Source organism: Streptomyces sp. YIM 121038 (assembly GCF_006088715.1).
GTDB lineage: Bacteria > Actinomycetota > Actinomycetes > Streptomycetales > Streptomycetaceae > Streptomyces.
Genome location: NZ_CP030771.1, coordinates 3,542,042 through 3,560,393, shown reverse-complemented (window position 1 = coordinate 3,560,393; position 18,352 = coordinate 3,542,042). Strand labels below are relative to the sequence as shown.

The window sequence follows — 18,352 nt, the reverse complement described above, 5'->3', positions numbered from 1 at the left end:
GGTCGGCCTGGGCCGCCGCCCGGCGGCTCAGCCGACGTTGTAGTTCCGCCTGAAGAGGTTCGCCGGGTCGTACGTGGCCTTCAGCCCGGCGAGCCTCTTTCGCGTGTCCGCGTCGTACACGCCCTCGGGGCGGTCACCGCCCGCAAGGGCGAAGTTCACCGCCCGGCCCACCGCGTGCGGGGCCAGCGGGGCGAACGCCCGCGCGTACAGCTCCCGCAGCGCCTCGCGGTCCGTGCCCTCCAGGGGCGACAGGATCCGCACCGCCCAGGCCGCGCTCCGGTGCGGCACGGCGTTGTCGTGGTGGACGGGCCGGGCGAGCGCGCCGCCCAGGTGGTTGAGCTGGACGACGTGCATGTGGTCCGCGGCGGGCCCGGTGAGCGCGAGCAGCCGCTCGGCGCCCGGCAGGTCCAGCTCGGTGAGCATCAGGTTGTCGCCGTAGTAGGCGTGCGGGAAGTCCGGGTCGTTGTGGATCGTGTGGCTCTCCGCGTACGACAGCTCGCGCAGGCTGTCCGAGACGGTCGGCCCGAGCGCGCGCAGCGGCGCCACGAGCCGCTCCCCGTCCTCGGCCGTGCCGGTGCAGGCGATGCGCACCGTCACCAGATAGCGGCCCCGCAGGTGCGGCGGGAGCTGGTCGAGGTCCGGGTAGACCAGGGCGGCGACCGACGAGGTCACCTCGTCGGGCAGGGTCTCGGCCCAGGCGGCGTAGCCGCGCAGGACCGCCGCCGGGTCGACCTCGCGGCCGTCGAAGGCGAGGGCCCCGCCGTACAGGCGCGCCACCGGCACCAGGCCGATCTCCAGGGCGGTCACCACGCCCAGGTTCGCGCCGCCGCCGAGCAGGCCCCAGAACAGCTCGGGCTCGTCCGCCGCCGTCACGTGCCGCGGCGTGCCGTCCGCCGTCACGACGTCCACCGCGCGCACGTGGTCGGCCGCGTAGCCGAACTCCCGCGCCAGGATGCCGATCCCGCCGCCGAGCGTGTACGAGACGACGCCCACGCCCGGCGCCGAGCCGTTCAGCGGGGCGAGGCCGTGCTCCGCCGCGGCCGCCACCACCTGGCCCGAGCGCGCCCCGGCCCCGACCCGCGCGGTGCGCGTCCCGGCGTCGACGGTCACGGAGTCCATGCGGCGCGTGCTGATCAGGACGCCGCCCCGCGCGGCGTCCGGCAGGCCGTGCCCGGTGGCCTGGACGCCCACGGGCAGGCCCGCGGCGGCCGCGTACCGCACGGCGGCCACGACGTCCTCGGCGTCCGACGCGGCGAAGACCACGTCCGGCCGCTGGGCGAAGCCCGTCTGGAAGCCCGCGACCTCCTCCTCGTACCCCTGCTGACCGGGGCGGAAGGTGAGTCGCTTGGCGGTGGGGTCGCTGAGTTCCACGGGTGCCTCCGTCGTGCGTGGTGCGCGGCGATCGCGCTGACGGAGGTCACCCTGCCGCCGAAACCTGACAGGTGCCGTCAGGTTTCCCGCACCCCGGTCGGGTCTGCCCGCACACGGCGGCGGGGTGCCGCCCGGGCCCGAGCCCGGGCGGCACCCCGCCGCCGTGAACCGATGAGTGCTCCTGAGTGCTCCTGAGTGTTACGAGGAGACCCGCTTCCGGGGCGCCACCTTCTCGCGCACCAGGGCGATGCCGAGGACCAGGGCGCCGACGAGCAGCGAGAGCACCATCTGCTTGCGCCCGGCGTCGTCGTACAGCATGTAGACGATCACGAACGAGATCATGCCGATGGTGACCCAGGTCAGATACGGGAACAGCCACATCTTCACGACGAGCTTCTCCGGCTGCTCGCGCAGGATGATGCCGCGCATCTTCAGCTGCGTGAAGCAGATGACGAGCCACACGAACAGGGCGACGGCGCCGGACGAGTTCAGCAGGAAGTCGAAGACGGTCTCGGGCCACTGGTAGTTGAACCACACGGCGGCGAAGCCGAAGACGACCGAGCCGAGGATCGCGGTGCGCGGCACGCCCGAGGCGGTGGTGCGGGCGAACGCCTTCGGGGCGTCGCCGCGCTCGCCGAGCGAGAAGGCCATGCGCGAGGCCGTGTACAGGCCGGAGTTGAGGCAGGAGAGCACGGCCGTCAGGACGATCACGTTCATGACCTGACCGGCGTGCGGGATGCCGATCGAGTTCAGCGCGGCGACGTAGGAGCCGTCCTTGACGATCGACTTGTCGTTCCACGGCAGGAGCGTGATGACCACGAAGATCGAGCCGAGGTAGAAGACGCCGATGCGCCAGATGACGCTGTTCGTGGCCTTGGTGACGGCGCGCTGCGGGTCCTCCGACTCACCGGCGGCCAGCGTGACGATCTCCGAGCCCATGAAGGAGAAGACCACCATCAGGACGCCGGTGAGGATCGCGCCCGCGCCGTTGGGCATGAAGCCGCCCGCGTCGGTGAGGTGCTTGAAGCCGTCGCCCGGGTTGTCCGAGCCGGGCAGGACGCCGAACACGGCGAGCAGACCGATGAGGACGAAGCCGCCGATCGCCACGACCTTGATGCCCGCGAACCAGAACTCGAACTCGCCGTAGGAGCCGACCGAGACGAGGTTGGTGGCGGTGAGCACCACCATGACGATGAGCGCCCAGCCCCACTGCGGGACCGCGGGCACCCACTCGTTGAGGATCACGGCGCCGGCGGTCGCCTCGACGGCGAGCACCACGACCCAGAAGAACCAGTACAGCCAGCCGATGGTGAAGCCCGCCCAGCGCCCGAGGGCCTGGTCGGCGTAGGCCGAGAAGGAACCGGAGGACGGCCGCGCCGCGGCCATCTCGCCGAGCATCCGCATCACGAGCACGACCATGGTGCCCACGAGCGCGTACGACACCAGGATGGCGGGGCCCGCGGCCTTGATGCCCGAGGCGGACCCGACGAAGAGACCCGCTCCGATCACGCCACCGATGGCGATCATCGACAGATGGCGGTTCTTGAGACCGGCCTTGAGGCCGTCACCGTCGCCGTTCCCGCTCCCCGGCTGGGATTTCACAGGCCCGCCGGGGGTGCTGTCTTCCTTCGCAAGGGACGGTTGCGAGGTCATAGGCAGATCCTTTGGTTCACGGGCAAGAGCTTCCGCATTAAAAGCTCATGGGCGTACGGGACGAAAGACCCGTCTCCGGATCGTTGTATTCAGCGGAATGCAGAGTGAACGATCGGTCACTGACGATGACCGGACACCGGATTGGCCTGAACCAATCGGCGGCGGGAGGCCGTCGTGGGGCCCCGGGGACCGGCCCCGTGACGGCCTGCCGCCGCCCCGCATGCCACACTCGGACCCATGCGCGTGTACCTCGGCTCCGATCATGCCGGTTACGAACTCAAGAACCACCTCGTCGAATGGCTCAAGGCCCACGGCCACGAGCCCGTCGACTGCGGGCCCCACATCTACGACGCCCAGGACGACTACCCGCCCTTCTGCCTCCGCGCCGCGGAGAAGACGGCCGCGGACCCCGACTCCCTCGGCATCGTCATCGGCGGCTCCGGCAACGGCGAGCAGATCGCCGCGAACAAGGTGAAGGGCGTACGGGCGGCTCTCGCCTGGAGCGAGCAGACGGCGGCGCTCGGGCGCGAGCACAACGACGCGAACGTGATCTCCATCGGCGGGCGCATGCACACCGAGGCCGAGGCGACCAAGTTCGTCGAGATCTTCCTCGCGACGCCGTACTCCGGTGAGGAGCGGCACACCCGCCGCATCGAGATGCTGTCGCGCTACGAGACCTCGGGCGAGCTCCCCGCGATCCCGCCCCACCACCCGCAGGCCTGACCTTCGCGGGGCGCCCCTGACCCGCCCCTTCCCGAACAAGGGGGCTCCGCCCCCTTGGACCCCCGTATCGGCGCTCCGCGCCTCGTCCTCAAACGCCGGACGGGCTATGAATAGCCCCTCCGGCGTTTGAGGAGCGGGGGTCTGGGGGCGGAGCCCCCAGGATCGGGAAGGGGCGGGCCTGGGGCGCACCGCGAGGGACCCCGACAGGAGGCACCGTGCCGGAAGGGCACACCATCCACCGGCTCGCGGCCGATCACCGGAGCCGGTTCCAGGGACACCCCGTGCACGCCACCAGCCCCCAGGGCAAGTTCTCCGACGGCGCGGCCCTCGTGCACGGCCAGCCCCTGGACACCGCGGAAGCGCACGGCAAGCACCTCTTCCTCGGCTTCGCCGCGTCCGGCTGGATCCACATCCACCTGGGCCTCTTCGGCAAGTACACCTTCGGCGACGCCCCCGCCCCGCCGCCCACGGACACCGTCCGCCTGCGCCTGGCGAACCCCGATCACTACAGCGACCTGCGCGGCCCCACCACCTGCGCGCTGATCACCGACGGCGAGAAGCAGGACATACACGCCCGCCTCGGCCCGGACCCGCTGCGCCCGCAGGACGGCGAGAACGACCCGGACCGGGCCTGGCGCCGCGTCTCCCGCAGCCGCAGCACCATCGCCGCCCTCCTCATGGACCAGAAGGTCATCGCGGGCGTCGGCAACGTCTACCGGGCCGAGGTCCTCTTCCGCCACGGCATCGACCCGTACACGCCCGGCAAGGACCTCACGCACCGCCAGTGGACCGCGATCTGGGCGGACCTGGTGGAGCTGATGCGCGAGGGCGTGCGCAACAACCGGATCGACACCGTGCGGCCCGAGCACACCCCCGAGGCCATGGGCCGCCCGCCGCGCGTGGACGACCACGGCGGCGAGGTGTACGTGTACCGCAGAGCCCGGATGGCCTGCCACATCTGTGGCGGCGAGATCCGCACCGCCGATCTCGCCGCCCGCAATCTGTTCTGGTGCCCCGGGTGCCAGCGAAGCCCGTCCGGCGCGTGAGGACCCGCGCGCGGCACGACGACCCGCGCGAAGCCCCCGGCTAGAACCCGTGCGGCAGCCAGGGCGCGGCCTCCGACCCGAAGGCCGGGCTCGCCTCCGCAAGGGCCCCGGGGCGCAGCTCCCGCACCCGGCCCGCCCGGGCGAGCTCCGCGAGGGACACACCGCCCAGGTACGCCGAGCCCAGCTCGCGTACGGACAGGGCGAGGTCGGCGGGCGCGTCGTCGTCGACGCGCTTGCAGGAAGCGCCCTTGGGGTCGCCCGTGAGCCGCCAGCGCCCCTCGTTCCAGGGGCAGAACGCGTCCGTGACGTCCAGGACCACGTCCACCGGCGTCCGGTACGCGCGCGCCTCCAGGGCCGCGCCGACGTCCACCGGACGCACGTACAGCCAGTCGCGCGTCACCAGGCCGCAGCGCCGCACGTCCGAGACGAGGTGCAGCAGCGGGTCGTCCACCGGGCGGTTGCGGGCCTCGATCCGCGAGGTCAGGTCGATGTCGAAGAGGAAGCGCCACAGGGCCGCGTAGGCCGCCGGGTCCACCGCCTCCACGGCGCGCACCCGGACCACGCCCTGCGGGCCCCGGACGTCCCAGTCGGGCTTGACCGCGAAGTGCGCGTACCCGACGACCTCACCGGCGCGCTCCGCGAGCACGCACTGCAACGGCGAGGCGCCGTCGCGGTCCCCCTCCGGGTCGAGCAGCGCGAGGCGCTCCCAGCCCGGCTGGCGCGCCAGCATCCCGGGACGGCCGGGCACCACGCGCGCGTACACCGCCTCACAGGCCGCCGCGGCCTCGGCCGGGACCGCGTACCGCAGGGTCACCTCGTCCGTGCCCGCGGGCACGGTGAGGCGCACGCGCGCCGTGTCGATCGACGCCCTGAGCTGCCAGCACGCCACGCCGTACCCGAACCGGCCGTAGATCGCGGGCTCGGACGCCGTCAGGAGCGCCAGGGCCTCCCCGCGCGCCCGCAGGTCGTCGAGCTGCCGCCGCATCATCGTGGTGAGCAGGCCGCGGCGGCGGTGCGTGGCGGCCACGCTCACCATCGTGACGCCCGCCGCGTCCACCAGGGCTCCGCCCGGCACGGTCACGCGGAAGCTGAAGGCGCTCGCCGTGCCGACGCACGCCTCGCCGTCCCAGAGGCCGTAGGAGCGGTCGTGCTCCGTCAGCGCGTCCCACAGCGCGCGCTCCTCCGCCGCCTCGGCCACTCCGCCGAAGGCCCGCTCCAGCGTTCCGTACCAGCGGTCCCAATCTCTCTGGCCCAACTCCCGCAAGTCTGCTGTCATATGCCATGCCTACCAGGGCTCCTGGGACGCGGCGAGATGTTTTCCGCGTACCGGAACGCGCGTGTGGACGCTGGGAGCGGAGATACGGGCGAGGTGCCCCTGAAGGGGGACAAGAGGTACCTCCCGTGCGAAGCGCCTGGCCCGGTGGATAGGGTCCACGAGCAATGGCGGTACGACGAAACAAGCGCGAGCGGCGCGCACCGCGTGAGCGGCGCGCCGCAGCCGAGACGTTCCCGGCCCGGATGAAGAAGCGGCTCCACCGGGCCCGCATAGGGCTGCGCAAATCCGGAGTGGACTACTTCCGGGGCGACGGCTCGGACTGGGTGGCGCTCGCCGCGCTGCTCCTGACCGTGCCGGTGATCACCGTGTGCACGATCGTCAACCCGGTGTGGTTCTCGCCCTCCGTCCTCGTCCTGCCGATCGTCGCGGGCGGACTGCTGCTCAGGCCCTCCAGCCTCCTCGGCCTGTACGCGGCGTCCGCGGCTGCCCTCATCGTGGAGTCCGCCCGGCTCGGGCCCTACACCGAGGGCCCGGCACGGGTCACCCCCGGCACCGTCCTGACCGTCGCCGCGTGCGGCTTCTTCGGGCTGCTCATCGCCCAGTTCCGCAGCCGGGTCGGCGTGCCGTGGCGCGGCGGCGGAACGATGCTGTTCGACCTGCGCGAGCGCATCCGCGTACAGAGCAAGCTGCCGAAGCTGCCGCGCGGCTGGCACCGCGAGATGGCGCTGCGCCCGGCGGGCGGCCAGTCCTTCTCCGGCGACTTCGTCGTCGCCGCCCGCACCAACGGCGGCCGCACCCTGGAGGTCGTCCTCACGGACGTCTCCGGCAAGGGCATGGACGCCGGGTCGAGGGCGCTGCTCCTGTCCGGCGCGTTCGGCGGCCTGCTCGGGTCGCTCCCGCCGCACGCCTTCCTGCCCGCCGCCAACGGCTATCTGCTCCGCCAGGACTGGGACGAGGGCTTCGCCACGTCCATCCACCTGGTCCTCGACCTGGAGACCGGCGACTACGAACTCCTCTCCGCCGGGCACCTCCCCGCGCTCCAGCTGAGCGCGGGCACGGGCCGCTGGGAGGAGAAGGCCGGGGAGGGACCCCTCCTCGGGGTGTACGACGGCGCCCAGTTCGACCCCGTCAAGGGCTCCCTGCGCCCCGGTGACGTCCTCATGCTGTTCACCGACGGCATCGTCGAGACCGCCGACCGCGACATCGGCGAGGGCATCGACCGCCTCACCGGCGAGGCCGACCGCTACGTCGCCGGCGGCTTCCACGGAGCCGCCTGGCACCTCATCGAAGCCGTGGCCAAGGACGTCAACGACGACAGGGCCCTCCTGCTCCTCTGCCGCGACGCCTGACCTGGCCCCTGGGCCTCGAACCGTCCCACCCCAGTCACCCGGCCCGGCCCCGACCTGGCGGCTTGCACGCCGTCGTCCGGGCACAGATCCAGCCTCTCCGGCGTTTGAGGAGCGGGGGTCTGGGGGCGGAGCCCCCAGGAATCGGGAAGGGGCGGGCCTGGGGCGCACCCGCGAGGGGACAGCCTGAGGGGGCAGGTGGGGGAAACCCCACCCCCCATTCGCCGGTGCACCTCATGGCCCGGACAGGACCCGGATCCGTAGGTTCGATGCATCGAGCACGGACAGGACTACGGAAGGGCTGGGCAAGCCATGGGGCTGCGCAAGAAGAGGCAGCGGGGCCAGCAGAGCGCGACCCCCGCCCCCGAGCAGAGGGCACCGTACGGCGCCCCGGCCGACTGGGCGGTGGAGCTGCGCGGCGTCCGCCGCCAGTACGGCCGCGGCAACCGGGCCGTGCACGCCCTGCGCGGCATCGACCTCGCCCTGCCCCGCGGCAGCTTCACCGCCGTGATGGGCCCCTCCGGCTCCGGCAAGTCCACGTTCCTGCAGTGCGCGGCGGGCCTGGACCGCCCCACGGCCGGCACGGTCCACCTCGGCGGCACCGAGATCACCGGCATGAGCGAGAACAAGCTGACGGCCCTGCGCCGCACCCGCCTGGGCTTCGTGTTCCAGGCCTTCAACCTGCTGCCCTCGCTCACCGTCGAGCAGAACGTCCTGCTGCCGATGCGCCTCGCGGGCCACCGGCCCGACCACCGCAAGGCCGCCGACGTCCTGGCCCGCGTGGGCCTCGGCGACAAGGGCAGGCGCCGCCCGGGACAGCTCTCCGGCGGCCAGCAGCAGCGCGTCGCGATCGCCCGCGCCCTGGTGACCGAGCCGGACGTGGTGTTCGCCGACGAGCCGACGGGCGCCCTGGACACGACCACGGCCGCGGAGATCCTCGGCCTGCTGCGCTCGGCCGTCGACGGCATGGGCGCCACCGTGGTGATGGTCACCCACGACCCGGCCGCCGCCGCGTACGCGGACCGCACGCTGTTCCTGGCCGACGGCGAGATCGTGGACCGTCTGGAGGGCGCGTCGGCCGCGCGGATCGCGGACCGGATGCGCGCCCTGGCGGCGCCCGCGGCCACGCCCGCACCCCCGTACGCGGGAGTGGCGGCGGCATGAGCTTCGTCCCGAACGGCCTGGCCCGCGCGGCCGTCCGTTTCAAGCCCGCCGCGTTCGTCGGCACGTTCGTCGCGCTGATGATGGCGTCCCTGATCGTGTCGGCCTGCGGCATCCTCCTGGAGACGGGCCTGCGCGCCTCCGTGCCGCCCACCCGCTACGCGGACGCGCCCGTCGTGGCCGCCGCCGACCAGCGCGTCCACTTCGGCAGCGGCGACAGCGCCTCCACCGAGCCGGTCCCGGACCGGGCCCGTCTCGACGGCTCCCTGGTCGCGAAGGCCGCGGCGGTGCCCGGCGCGCGCACGGCCGTCGCGGACGTCACCTTCCCGGTGGCGCTCGCGGCCGGGGGCGGCAAGGCCCTGACCGCGCACGGCTGGGGAGCCACCGCCTTCACCGGCGAGAAGCTCACGGCGGGCCGCGCGCCCGCCGCGGGCGAGGCGGTCCTCGCGGGCACCGGGGCCCGCGTCGGCGACCGCGTGACGCTGACCACGGCGGCGGGCCCCCGCGAGGTCCGGGTCTCCGGCACGGTCTCCGGCGCCGCCGAGCCCACCGTCTGGTTCCGCGACGCCGACGCGCTCCGCCTCTCCGGGCACCCGGGCCGCGTCGACGCGATCGCGGTCCTGCCCAAGGACGGCGTCACCGAGGCGGCCCTGAAGGCCCAGGTCGCCAAGGCCCTCGACGGCAAGGCGAAGGTCCACACGGGCGAGGACCGCGGCGGCGTCGAGGACCCCTCGCTCGTCGGCGCCGAGGAACTGCTCACCGGCCTCGGCGGCTCCTTCGGCGGCATCGCCGCGGTGGTCGCCGTCTTCACCGCGGCGGGCACCGTCGCGCTCTCCGTCGGCCAGCGGGCCCGCGAGTTCGCCCTGCTGCGCGCCATCGGCACGACCCCGCGCCAGGTGCGCCGCACCATCGCCACCGAGACGCTGCTCGTCGCCCCGCTCGCGGGCGCCCTCGGCTGTCTGCCCGGCATCGCCCTGGCGAACTGGTGGTTCGGCCAGCTCAAGGACCGCGGCGCCGTCCCGGACGCGGTGGACCTCGCCGTGTCCTGGATCCCGCTCGTCACGGCGGCGGGCACGGCCGTCCTCACCGCCCTGTTCGCCGGGTACACGGCCGCGCGCCGCCCCTCCCGCATCAAGCCGGGGCAGGCCCTCAGCGAGGCCTCGGTGGAGCGGCTGCGGCCCGGCTGGATCCGTACGCCGCTCGGCATCGCCGCGACCGTGGGCGGCATCGTCCTGTCCCGGGTCGCCGCCACCTCGACCGGCGACGACGCGGCGAACGCGGCCCTCGGCGTCGTCATGCTGTTCATGCTGGCGGTGGCGCTGCTCGGCCCGCTGGTGGCCCGCGGCTGCGCGGCCCTCTTCGGCCTGCCGCTGCGCGGCGCGGGCGCCTCCGCGTCCCTCGCGGCCGCCAACTCCCGTACGAACGCCCGCAGGCTGGCCTCCGCCATCACCCCGATCGTCCTCGCCATGGCGTTCGCCTCCACGCTCGTCTTCATGCACACCAGCGAGGACAAGGTGACGGCCGACCAGCAGCGGGACGGCATCACCGCCGACCACATCGTCACCTCCGGCGCGGGCTTCGGCCCCGGCGCCGTGCGCGAGGCGGCGAAGGCCCCCGAAGTGACCTCCGCGGTCGGCCTGTTGAAGACGTCCGTACTCATCCCCATGGGCTCCGGCGGCGACCGCTGGCTGCAGTCCGCGTCCGCCCAGGGCGTCACCGGCTCCGCCGCGGACCTCGCCGAGGTGCAGGACCTGAACGTGGAGACCGGCGAACTGACCCTGCGCGAGGGCGAGATCGGCCTCGACGCGAACCTCGCGACCTCCGCGCACCTGAAGACCTGCGACCGCGTCGAGCTGCGCCTGCCCGACGGCACGAAGATCCGGCCGACGCTCGCGGCGACGTACGAGCGGGGCCTCGGCCTCTCCCAGGTCACGCTGCCCGCCGCCGCGGTGCGCCAGCACGTCACGGCCGCGCTCGACACGGAGATCTGGACGAAGGGCGGCACGGCGGCCGGGCTGAAGTCCCTCGGCACGGTCAGCGACCGGGACGGCTACACCACCGCCCAGTCCCTCGACCGGAAGCTCAACGCCTGGGCCAACACCGTCATGGCGGCCGTCCTCGGCGGCTTCGCGGCCGTCGCCGCCGTCAACACCCTGGTGATGACGGTCCTCGACCGGCGCCGCGAGCTCGGCATGCTGCGCCTGATCGGCTCGACCCGAAGCCAGGTGATGCGGATGGTCCGCTGGGAGGCCCTGCTCGTGACCTGCGCGGGCGTGATCATCGGTACGGCCATCGCGCTCGCCACGCTGGTGCCGATGATGCGCGGCCTCACCGGGGAGTCCCCGTACGTCCCGCCCCTGCTCTACGCGTCCTTCGCGGGCTCGGCGGTCCTCCTGGGCCTCCTGGCCACGACCCTCCCGGCCCGCGCGGCCCTGCGGCAGACCTAGGGCCTGTCCGAAGGGCCGGCCCCGGCCGCGAGCACAGCCCCAGGCTCCGAGCAACTGAGCGCCTGGGGCTGTGCGTTCGGGGGGCCTAGCGGGCGGAGGCTCCCGCCCGTTCCCGGGCGACCTCGGTGGCGTCGCGGCGGAACGCCCACTCCATCCGGGGCTCCATCGCGAAGCGGAACACCCGCCGCACCACCGGCGTGCACAGCGCCGTGACCACCGCCGCGGCCACCACCGAGACGAACACCTCGCCCAGCGGCCGGTGCAGCCACGCGTAGTCCTCGAACCAGCCCCAGAACCGGGAGCCCTTCGCGAGGAACCCGTGCAACAGATACCCGTACAGGGTTCCCGCGCCCAGGACGGTGAACCACATCTTCCGCCGCGGCACCCACGCGAAGAAGCACGCCGTGAGCACCACGGAGCAGCCGAAGAGCGCCAGCGTCATCACGACGCCGACCCACCACGGCACGCCCAGCTCCTGGGCGCTCTCGCGCCGGTAGAACCACACCGACGTCATCCGCGGCGCCGCCCAGTACGCGAGCGCGACCGCGCAGGCGAAGACGGGCACCGACAGGATCCGGACCTCGCGCCGCCGCACCAGCTGGAAGTGCTCGGGCTTCAGGAACAGGCCGAGGACGAAGAACGGCATGAACTGCAGGACCCGTTGGAGGTCCAGGTCGTCGCCGATGTCGGGGGAGATGACGGCGAGCAGGGCCACGCACAGGGAGAGCGGCACCGGCCAGCGCACGACCTTCCACAGCGGGACCGTGAGGCGCCACACGAACAGGGCGATCAGGAACCAGGTCAGGTACCAGGGGTCAAGCAGGCTGATCGGCTGCGTCGGGTCGTCGTCCGCCCACCGCTTGAAGAAGGTGTAGGCGACCTCGAAGACGACGTACGGCACGGCGACGCCCGTCACCAGGCGCTTGAGCCGGTCGGGCCGCATGTCGAAACTGCGGGAGAAATAGCCGGAGATCAGGATGAAGGCCGGCATGTGAAACGTGTACACGGTCATGTACAGCGCCTCGGCGGTGCGGCTGTGATCGGTCAGCGGCTCCCACGCGTGGGCCATCGCGACGAGCACGATCGCCAGGTACTTGGCGTTGTCGAAGAACGCGTCGCGCTGCTTGGCGGGGCGTCCGGCGGGGCCGGTGGCGGAGCGCGGGGCGGGAGCGGCGGGCCGGGGGGAGTGGTGGGGGGAAGCGGGTCCAAAGGAGTGCGGGGCCGTCTCCTGCACGGGGGGCAGCGGTGCCCGGTGCCGGCCGTGCGGCTGCACGGAGTTCGTCACAGGCCCTCCCACCAAGAGCTCGGTGAGACGATCCGGGACCGCACTGCGCCTACGGGGGTCATGGCAGCGTGGAACATCTGGGGCACCCTAGCGCCGCTCCGCCGCTGCCGTAAAACTCTCGGCTCATTCATTCGTGCAATGCCTCGCCAATACGCTCGTAACGACGTCGACAACCCCGGTCGGTCCGTCTGTCCGCCGCTCGGCCGGGTTCCCGCAATTGGACTCCGGGTACCCGGGGCGAAAGACCGAAAACTCACTGATCGCTGTCCGATACGTCACCACTCGTACCGCTTAAATCGTGCATAACGCCTGCGGGCGACTCTGGTGAAATGTCCTGGTTGATCGGTCCGTGATGGGTTATGGGAACCCGTGCGATGTGTTCTCGGCCACCATTCGAATTCCCGGTGAACTGCCGGTGCGGGAGCCGGTGCGCGAGGCCTCGGGGCGATGGCTGGCCATGGAAACGATCACGTCGAATTCGCCCTCCAGTGGAACCGTCGAATTGCCGTACGGATGCGGGTGGCGCCCGTGCGGCGCGTGCCCCGCGGCCCTCCGGGACACGGGCGGGACGGGTGCGTCACTGGTCAACGCGTGGCCGACGATGTGTCACCGGCCGCATAGGGCGGTCGTGTTGGTGGCACGATGGTTCCTGGCGGGGGTGTGCGGGGCCGTACCCCCCGGGCGGGAGAGCGACCGACCTAGGGTGTGATGAGTGTGGCCATTTCGCTGTCAGTGGTACTGCTGTTGGCGATCGTCCTCGTCTTGATGATTCGTCAAGGGAACATCAAGGTATGGCCTGCCATCGTCGCGGCGACTTTCGGCTTCACCCTCGCCTCGACGGGAATGGCGGACGACATCCAGGAGCTTCTCAACTCCTTGGCGGAGACCATCGGCGACATACAGTTCTGACGGCTGACGGCCGGCCGCGGCGACACTGGGGGGTCTGGGAGCGGTGGCGCTGCGGGAAACGGACCCTGAGGACGTCGGCGGCTATCCGGTCGAGGACCGCCTCGGCTCGGGCGGGATGGGCGTCGTCTATCTCGCGCGCTCCGCGTCGGGACGGCGCCTCGCGGTCAAGGTCGTGCACGCGCAGTACGCCGATGATCCGGAATTCCGCACCCGGTTCCGTCGCGAGGTCGAGGCCGCGCGGCAGGTCAGCGGCGCCTTCACCGCCCCCGTCGTGGACGCCGACGCGGACGCGCCGAGCCCGTGGATGGCCACGCTCTACATTCCGGGCGAGAACCTGGGCGAGCACGTGCGCCGCCACGGCCCGCTGCCCGCGGAGCGCCTCCCGGAGCTCGCGGCGGGCCTCGCCGAGGCGCTGCGCGACATCCACCGCGTGGGCGTCGTCCACCGCGATCTGAAACCGGCCAACGTGATGCTGGCCGACGACGGCCCCCGCGTCATCGACTTCGGCGTCTCCCGCGCCGCCGAGGCCCTCGCCGGGGACCCCCTCACCCAGACCGGCCGCGTCATGGGCACCCCGCCCTACATGTCCCCGGAGCAGCTCACCTCGCCCCGCGACGTGGGCCCCGCGTCCGACGTCTTCTCCCTCGGTTCCGTCCTGGTCCACGCCGCCACGGGCCGGGGCCCCTTCGACGACGTCTCCCCGTACGAGACGGCGACCCGCGTCGTCGAGGGCGACGCCCGGCTCGACGCCGTACCCCCCGACCTGCGCGCCCTGGTCACCCTCTGCCTGGCCAAACACCCCAAGGAACGCCCGACCCCGGACGAACTCCTGGCCCTGCTGCGGGGTGACCCCCTTCCGCCCCGGCTCGCCGAGGCGGAACCCCCGCCCGTCACCCGCCCGCGTCGCCGCCGTCGGCTGGTGATCGCCGCGTCGGTGTGTGGCGCTCTGCTCGCCGGCCTCACCGCCGGGCTGGTCATGTGGCTGCCCGGCCACCGTCCGCCCAGCGATCTGCCCGACGGCTGGCGGGCCTGGCGGAGCGAGGTCGTCAGCGAGGACGACTCTCCGGGCGGCTCCTTCAGCGGCTGCACCGCGGTGGACGGCGGACTCATCTGCGCGGGCGACGACGTCAAGGCCGTACGGCTCTCGCTCGCCACCGGCAAGAAGGAGTGGGGCTTGCCGGTCAACTCCAGCGCGAGCCCGGTCCTGAACAGCGAGGGCGCCGTCATCGGGGCCGCGGGCCGACGCGTCTTCGTCTACGGGAACAACCAGATCGCCGACGGGAGGGGCGACAGCGATCCCGATGACAACTACGCCATCGAGGCGGTCGACGCCCGGATCGGCAAGGTCCTGTGGTCCCGGCCCGTCGAGCGCGGCCCCCACGCGCAGGCGCCGGACCCCGCCCCGGACGTCAGTGGGCACGCGGCTCGCACGGACGACGGCATCCTCACCGTGTACGGCGCCGCGGGGACCTCGTACGCCCTGCTGAACGAGGCCGACGGCGAGGTGCGCTGGAAGCGGCCCCTGCCGGTGCCCTCGACCGGGGACGCGACCTGTCAGGTGGCCGTGGCGGCCGGCGACGGCTACCTGCTCTGCTACGCCAGCACCAAGGGCGGAGACGTCACCCGTGTCCACCGCGTCGCCCCTTCCGACGGCAGGCGGAGCTGGACGGTCACGCTCGACGGACAGCAGGATCTCGTCGGCCGGAGCGCCGACCGGCTCGTCTTCGTCAGCTCCGACGTGGAGGAGGAGGGCACCGGGATCCTGACCGTCGACGTGGACACCCGCGACGCGGACCCCGTGTCGCTGCCACTGGAGCCGCCCGCGAGCGACGTGACCCTCAGCCGCGGCACCCTCTACTTCACGCGCCAAGGCGGTGGCGTGCGTGCCGTCGACCCGCTGACGAGGCGCCTCAAGTGGGAGCGCGACTCCGGAGTGGAGTTCCCCGGTCCGCCGCTTGTCTCGGACGAGTACGTCTTCGTCGCCTCTCCCGGAGGCCGTCTCGCGGCCCTCGACCGCAGGACCGGCCGCGTGCGGTGGACCCGTGCAGGCTCCGAGATCGCCGGTGGCGTCGTGGGCGTGGTCTCCGGCGTCCCGCCGACCCTCGTCGGCGACGCGCTCTACGTCCCCTACGGCATCCGCTCCGTGTACAGCCTCGACATACGCAACCCGTGACCGGTGTGCGCGGGCGCGCGCGGGCGTGAAAAAGCCTCCGGCCCGGGGCCCAGGGACGAACCTGGGCGCCGGGCCGGAGGCCGTGGAGCGGGCGACGGGAATCGAACCCGCGTAGCTAGTTTGGAAGACTAGGGCTCTACCATTGAGCTACGCCCGCACAGCTGGTGCAGCGGCTCGCAGATCGGCGAGCGCGGCACGGCATGCATCGTAGCGGGTCACGGCGGTCCGCCGCACACCCCCGTCCCCGCGCTCTGCGCGCGCCCCCGCAAGCGGGCGCCGCACCCCCCGCGGGCATGTACCCTACGTGTCGCACCGACGGGGTGTGGCGCAGCTTGGTAGCGCGTCCGCTTTGGGAGCGGAAGGCCGTGGGTTCAAATCCCGCCACCCCGACCAGCAGGATCTCTCCAGCTCAGTGGCCGGTTTCCCGGGCCGAGGATCCGGATGCGGGCGCTCCGGCCGGATTCGCGGCCTGTCTTCGGCCCGTCTTTCAAGATCGCATTGTGGGTCGGCTCCCGCGTGCCGTTACTATGCAAGCTGTGTGCCCGTGTGTCTCTCGACCGGGCAGAAACCCAAGCAGTCAGCCCACAAGGAGACCGAACCGTGAAGAGCGCCGTGGAGACCCTGAACCCGACCCGGGTTCGGCTCACTGTCGAGGTGCCCTTCGAGGAGCTCAAGGACAGCCTCGACGCGGCGTACAAGAAGATCAACCAGCAGGTCACGGTGAAGGGCTTCCGTAAGGGCAAGATCCCCGCCCGGGTCATCGACCAGCGGTTCGGCCGCGGTGCTGTGCTGGAGGAGGCCGTCAACGACGCCCTCCCGAAGTTCTACACGGAGGCGGTCAACGAGGCCGAGCTCAACGTCCTCGGCCAGCCCGAGGTCGACATCACCGAGCTCAAGGACAACGAGACCCTCAGCTTCACCGCCGAGGTCGACGTCCGCCCGACCATCGAGATCCCGGACTACTCCGGCATCGAGGTCGAGGTCGACGCGGTCGAGGTCAGCGACGAGGACGTCGACAAGGCCGTCGAGGACCTGCGGGGCCGCTTCGCGTCCACCGCGCCGGTCGAGCGCGCCGCCGAGGACGGCGACGTCGTGACGATCGACCTGGAGGCCAAGGTCGACGGCGAGGTCCTGGAGGACGGCGTCGCCAGCGGCGTCTCGTACACCATCGGCTCCGGCGAGCTCCTCGAGGGCATCGACGACGCCGTGAAGGGCCTGGAGGCCGACGGCGAGGCCACCTTCACCTCCGAGCTGAAGGGCGGCTCCGCGGCGGGCAAGGAGGCCGAGGTCACCGTCAAGGTCACCCAGGTCGCCAAGCGCGAACTGCCGGAGCTGGACGACGACTTCGCGCAGCTGGCGTCCGAGTTCGACACCCTGGACGAGCTGAAGGGCGACAGCCGCAAGCGCCTGGAGACGGCCCGCCAGTTCGACCAGGCCACCCAGGCCCAGGAGCGCGTCCTGGACAAGCTCCTGGAGCTCGTCGAGGTGCCGGTCCCCGAGAAGCTCCTCGAGGACGAGATCCGCACCCGCAAGCACAACCTGGAGCACCACCAGCTCGGCCAGATGGGCCTCGACCTCGGCAAGTACCTGGAGATCCAGGGCAAGACCGAGGAGGAGTTCGACGCCGAGACCCGCGAGCAGGCGGTCAAGGGCATCAAGACCCAGTTCATCCTCGACGAGCTGGTCAACAAGGAGAAGCTGAACGTGAACCAGGAGGAGCTCACCGAGCACCTCATGCGTCGCGCCCAGTCCTCCGGCATGAGCCCCGACCAGTTCGCCCAGGCTGTCGTCGAGGGCGGCCAGGTCCCGATGCTCGTCGGCGAGGTCGCCCGCGGCAAGGCGCTCGCGGTGGTCGTCGAGGCCGCCACGGTCAAGGACACCAACGGCGAGGTCGTGGACCTCGACGACGAGGACGAGGCCGACTCCGCCGAGGGCGAGGCCGCCGAGGCCGCCGCCGAGGCGGACAAGGACGGTGAGGAGAAGGCCGAGGCCTGATCCCCCCAGTAGTACGTGAAGGGCCCCCGGGACACCCGTCCCGGGGGCCCTTCACGCCCCGCGGGGCGTACGCGTCCGCCCCTTCCGGAGCGCGTGCGGGCGCTGCTCCGCGGTGGGCCGGGCGCGCGGTTCCCGGCGCCCCTTCGGGGCGCTGTGCGCAGGGCGTGCTACCTGCGCTCACAGCGAACAGTTGCCCTTGCGGGATTCCCCGAAGGGGGCCGCGCGTTAGGGTCCATGAATACGGGGGCAGTGGAGTCGTTGCCCTCAGAACGAAGATGCTGAGACGGCCGGTGCCGTCAGAGACGAGCAGGTGGATACGTGACGAATCTGATGCCTTACGCAGCCGGTGAGCCGTCCATCGGTGGTGGCCTCGGCGACCATGTCTACAACCGGCTGCTCGGCGAGCGCATCGTCTTCCTCGGCCAGCAGGTCGACGACGACATCGCGAACAAGATCACGGCGCAGATGCTCCTCCTCGCGGCCGACCCCTCGAAGGACATCTACCTCTACATCAACAGCCCCGGCGGCTCGGTGACCGCCGGCATGGCGATCTACGACACCATGCAGTACATCCCGAACGACGTGGTGACGATCGGCATGGGCATGGCCGCCTCCATGGGTCAGTTCCTGCTGACCGGCGGCACCGCGGGCAAGCGCTTCGCCCTGCCGCACACGGACATCCTGATGCACCAGGGCTCCGCGGGCATCGGCGGCACGGCCTCGGACGTCAAGATCCAGGCCGAGTACCTGCTGCGCACCAAGCAGCGGATGGCCGAGATCACCGCCCGCCACTCCGGCCAGACGGTCGAGGCGATCATCCGCGACGGTGACCGCGACCGCTGGTTCACCACCGAGGAGGCCAAGGAGTACGGCCTCATCGACGAGATCATCAGCGCCGCTTCCGGTGTTCCGGGCGGCGGCGGCACGGGCGCCTGAGAAGGCGCCCAGGGGGCCTGAGGAGGCCCCC

At 72.3% G+C, this 18,352-nt stretch carries 13 protein-coding genes and 2 tRNA genes; 10 read left to right on the top strand and 5 right to left on the bottom strand.

The window, feature by feature from the left end:
- Nucleotides 1-27: 27 nt before the first annotated feature.
- Nucleotides 28-1,371: an FAD-binding oxidoreductase gene (locus C9F11_RS14800; protein ID WP_138959737.1), complete on the bottom strand. Its 1,344-nt coding sequence runs from the start codon at nucleotides 1,369-1,371 to the stop codon at nucleotides 28-30.
- Nucleotides 1,372-1,569: 198 nt separating this feature from the next.
- The gene (locus C9F11_RS14795) at nucleotides 1,570-3,024 is read right to left on the bottom strand and encodes an amino acid permease (RefSeq protein ID WP_138959736.1); all 1,455 of its coding nucleotides are present in this window, start codon (nucleotides 3,022-3,024) and stop codon (nucleotides 1,570-1,572) included.
- A gap of 237 nt (nucleotides 3,025-3,261) precedes the next feature.
- Between C9F11_RS14795 and C9F11_RS14790 the strand changes: the two genes are divergently transcribed.
- Complete coding sequence (locus tag C9F11_RS14790) at nucleotides 3,262-3,747, top strand: ribose-5-phosphate isomerase (RefSeq protein WP_138959735.1); 486 nt, start codon at nucleotides 3,262-3,264, stop codon at nucleotides 3,745-3,747.
- A 215-nt stretch (nucleotides 3,748-3,962) separates the two neighbouring features.
- Nucleotides 3,963-4,793 carry a DNA-formamidopyrimidine glycosylase family protein gene (locus tag C9F11_RS14785; protein WP_138959734.1) on the top strand — a complete coding sequence of 277 codons (831 nt, stop codon included), beginning with the start codon at nucleotides 3,963-3,965 and terminating at the stop codon, nucleotides 4,791-4,793.
- A gap of 40 nt (nucleotides 4,794-4,833) precedes the next feature.
- Here the strand turns inward: C9F11_RS14785 and C9F11_RS14780 are convergent, their stop codons facing one another.
- The gene (locus tag C9F11_RS14780) at nucleotides 4,834-6,069 is read right to left on the bottom strand and encodes a GNAT family N-acetyltransferase (RefSeq protein ID WP_138959733.1); all 1,236 of its coding nucleotides are present in this window, start codon (nucleotides 6,067-6,069) and stop codon (nucleotides 4,834-4,836) included.
- Between the two features lie 164 nt (nucleotides 6,070-6,233).
- Here C9F11_RS14780 and C9F11_RS14775 point away from each other — a divergent pair, with 164 nt between their 5' ends.
- From C9F11_RS14775 to C9F11_RS14765, 3 genes are all read left to right on the top strand, one after another.
- On the top strand, nucleotides 6,234-7,418 hold the full coding sequence (locus tag C9F11_RS14775) for a PP2C family protein-serine/threonine phosphatase (RefSeq protein ID WP_138959732.1): 1,185 nt from the start codon (nucleotides 6,234-6,236) through the stop codon (nucleotides 7,416-7,418).
- 309 nt (nucleotides 7,419-7,727) lie between these two features.
- Complete coding sequence (locus C9F11_RS14770) at nucleotides 7,728-8,579, top strand: ABC transporter ATP-binding protein (RefSeq protein ID WP_138959731.1); 852 nt, start codon at nucleotides 7,728-7,730, stop codon at nucleotides 8,577-8,579.
- Entirely contained in the window at nucleotides 8,576-11,023 is a 2,448-nt protein-coding gene (locus C9F11_RS14765) for an ABC transporter permease (RefSeq protein ID WP_138959730.1), read from the top strand. The genes C9F11_RS14770 and C9F11_RS14765 overlap by 4 nt, the downstream gene beginning before the upstream one ends.
- A gap of 85 nt (nucleotides 11,024-11,108) precedes the next feature.
- Here C9F11_RS14765 and C9F11_RS14760 read toward each other — a convergent pair whose 3' ends face one another.
- Nucleotides 11,109-12,308, bottom strand: a complete 1,200-nt coding sequence (locus C9F11_RS14760; protein ID WP_138959729.1) for an acyltransferase family protein — start codon at nucleotides 12,306-12,308, stop codon at nucleotides 11,109-11,111.
- Nucleotides 12,309-13,022: 714 nt separating this feature from the next.
- On the opposite strand from C9F11_RS14760, the gene C9F11_RS14755 reads away from it, so the two are divergent.
- Together C9F11_RS14755 and C9F11_RS14750 are read left to right on the top strand one after the other, a co-directional pair.
- Nucleotides 13,023-13,217 carry a hypothetical protein gene (locus tag C9F11_RS14755; protein ID WP_030673834.1) on the top strand — a complete coding sequence of 65 codons (195 nt, stop codon included), beginning with the start codon at nucleotides 13,023-13,025 and terminating at the stop codon, nucleotides 13,215-13,217.
- A 43-nt stretch (nucleotides 13,218-13,260) separates the two neighbouring features.
- Nucleotides 13,261-15,390 (top strand): serine/threonine-protein kinase, encoded by a 2,130-nt coding sequence (locus C9F11_RS14750; RefSeq protein WP_138959728.1) that lies wholly within the window; start codon nucleotides 13,261-13,263, stop codon nucleotides 15,388-15,390.
- Nucleotides 15,391-15,473: 83 nt separating this feature from the next.
- Here the strand turns inward: C9F11_RS14750 and C9F11_RS14745 are convergent.
- A tRNA-Gly gene (locus C9F11_RS14745) sits at nucleotides 15,474-15,547 on the bottom strand.
- Nucleotides 15,548-15,706: 159 nt separating this feature from the next.
- Between C9F11_RS14745 and C9F11_RS14740 the strand changes: the two genes are divergently transcribed.
- From C9F11_RS14740 to C9F11_RS14730, 3 genes are all read left to right on the top strand, one after another.
- Nucleotides 15,707-15,783: transfer RNA gene (locus C9F11_RS14740), tRNA-Pro, on the top strand.
- Nucleotides 15,784-15,990: 207 nt separating this feature from the next.
- The gene (gene tig / locus C9F11_RS14735; protein WP_138959727.1) at nucleotides 15,991-17,385 is read left to right on the top strand and encodes a trigger factor; all 1,395 of its coding nucleotides are present in this window, start codon (nucleotides 15,991-15,993) and stop codon (nucleotides 17,383-17,385) included.
- Between the two features lie 330 nt (nucleotides 17,386-17,715).
- Nucleotides 17,716-18,321: an ATP-dependent Clp protease proteolytic subunit gene (locus C9F11_RS14730; protein WP_030362534.1), complete on the top strand. Its 606-nt coding sequence runs from the start codon at nucleotides 17,716-17,718 to the stop codon at nucleotides 18,319-18,321.
- The last annotated feature ends 31 nt before the right edge of the window (nucleotides 18,322-18,352 follow it).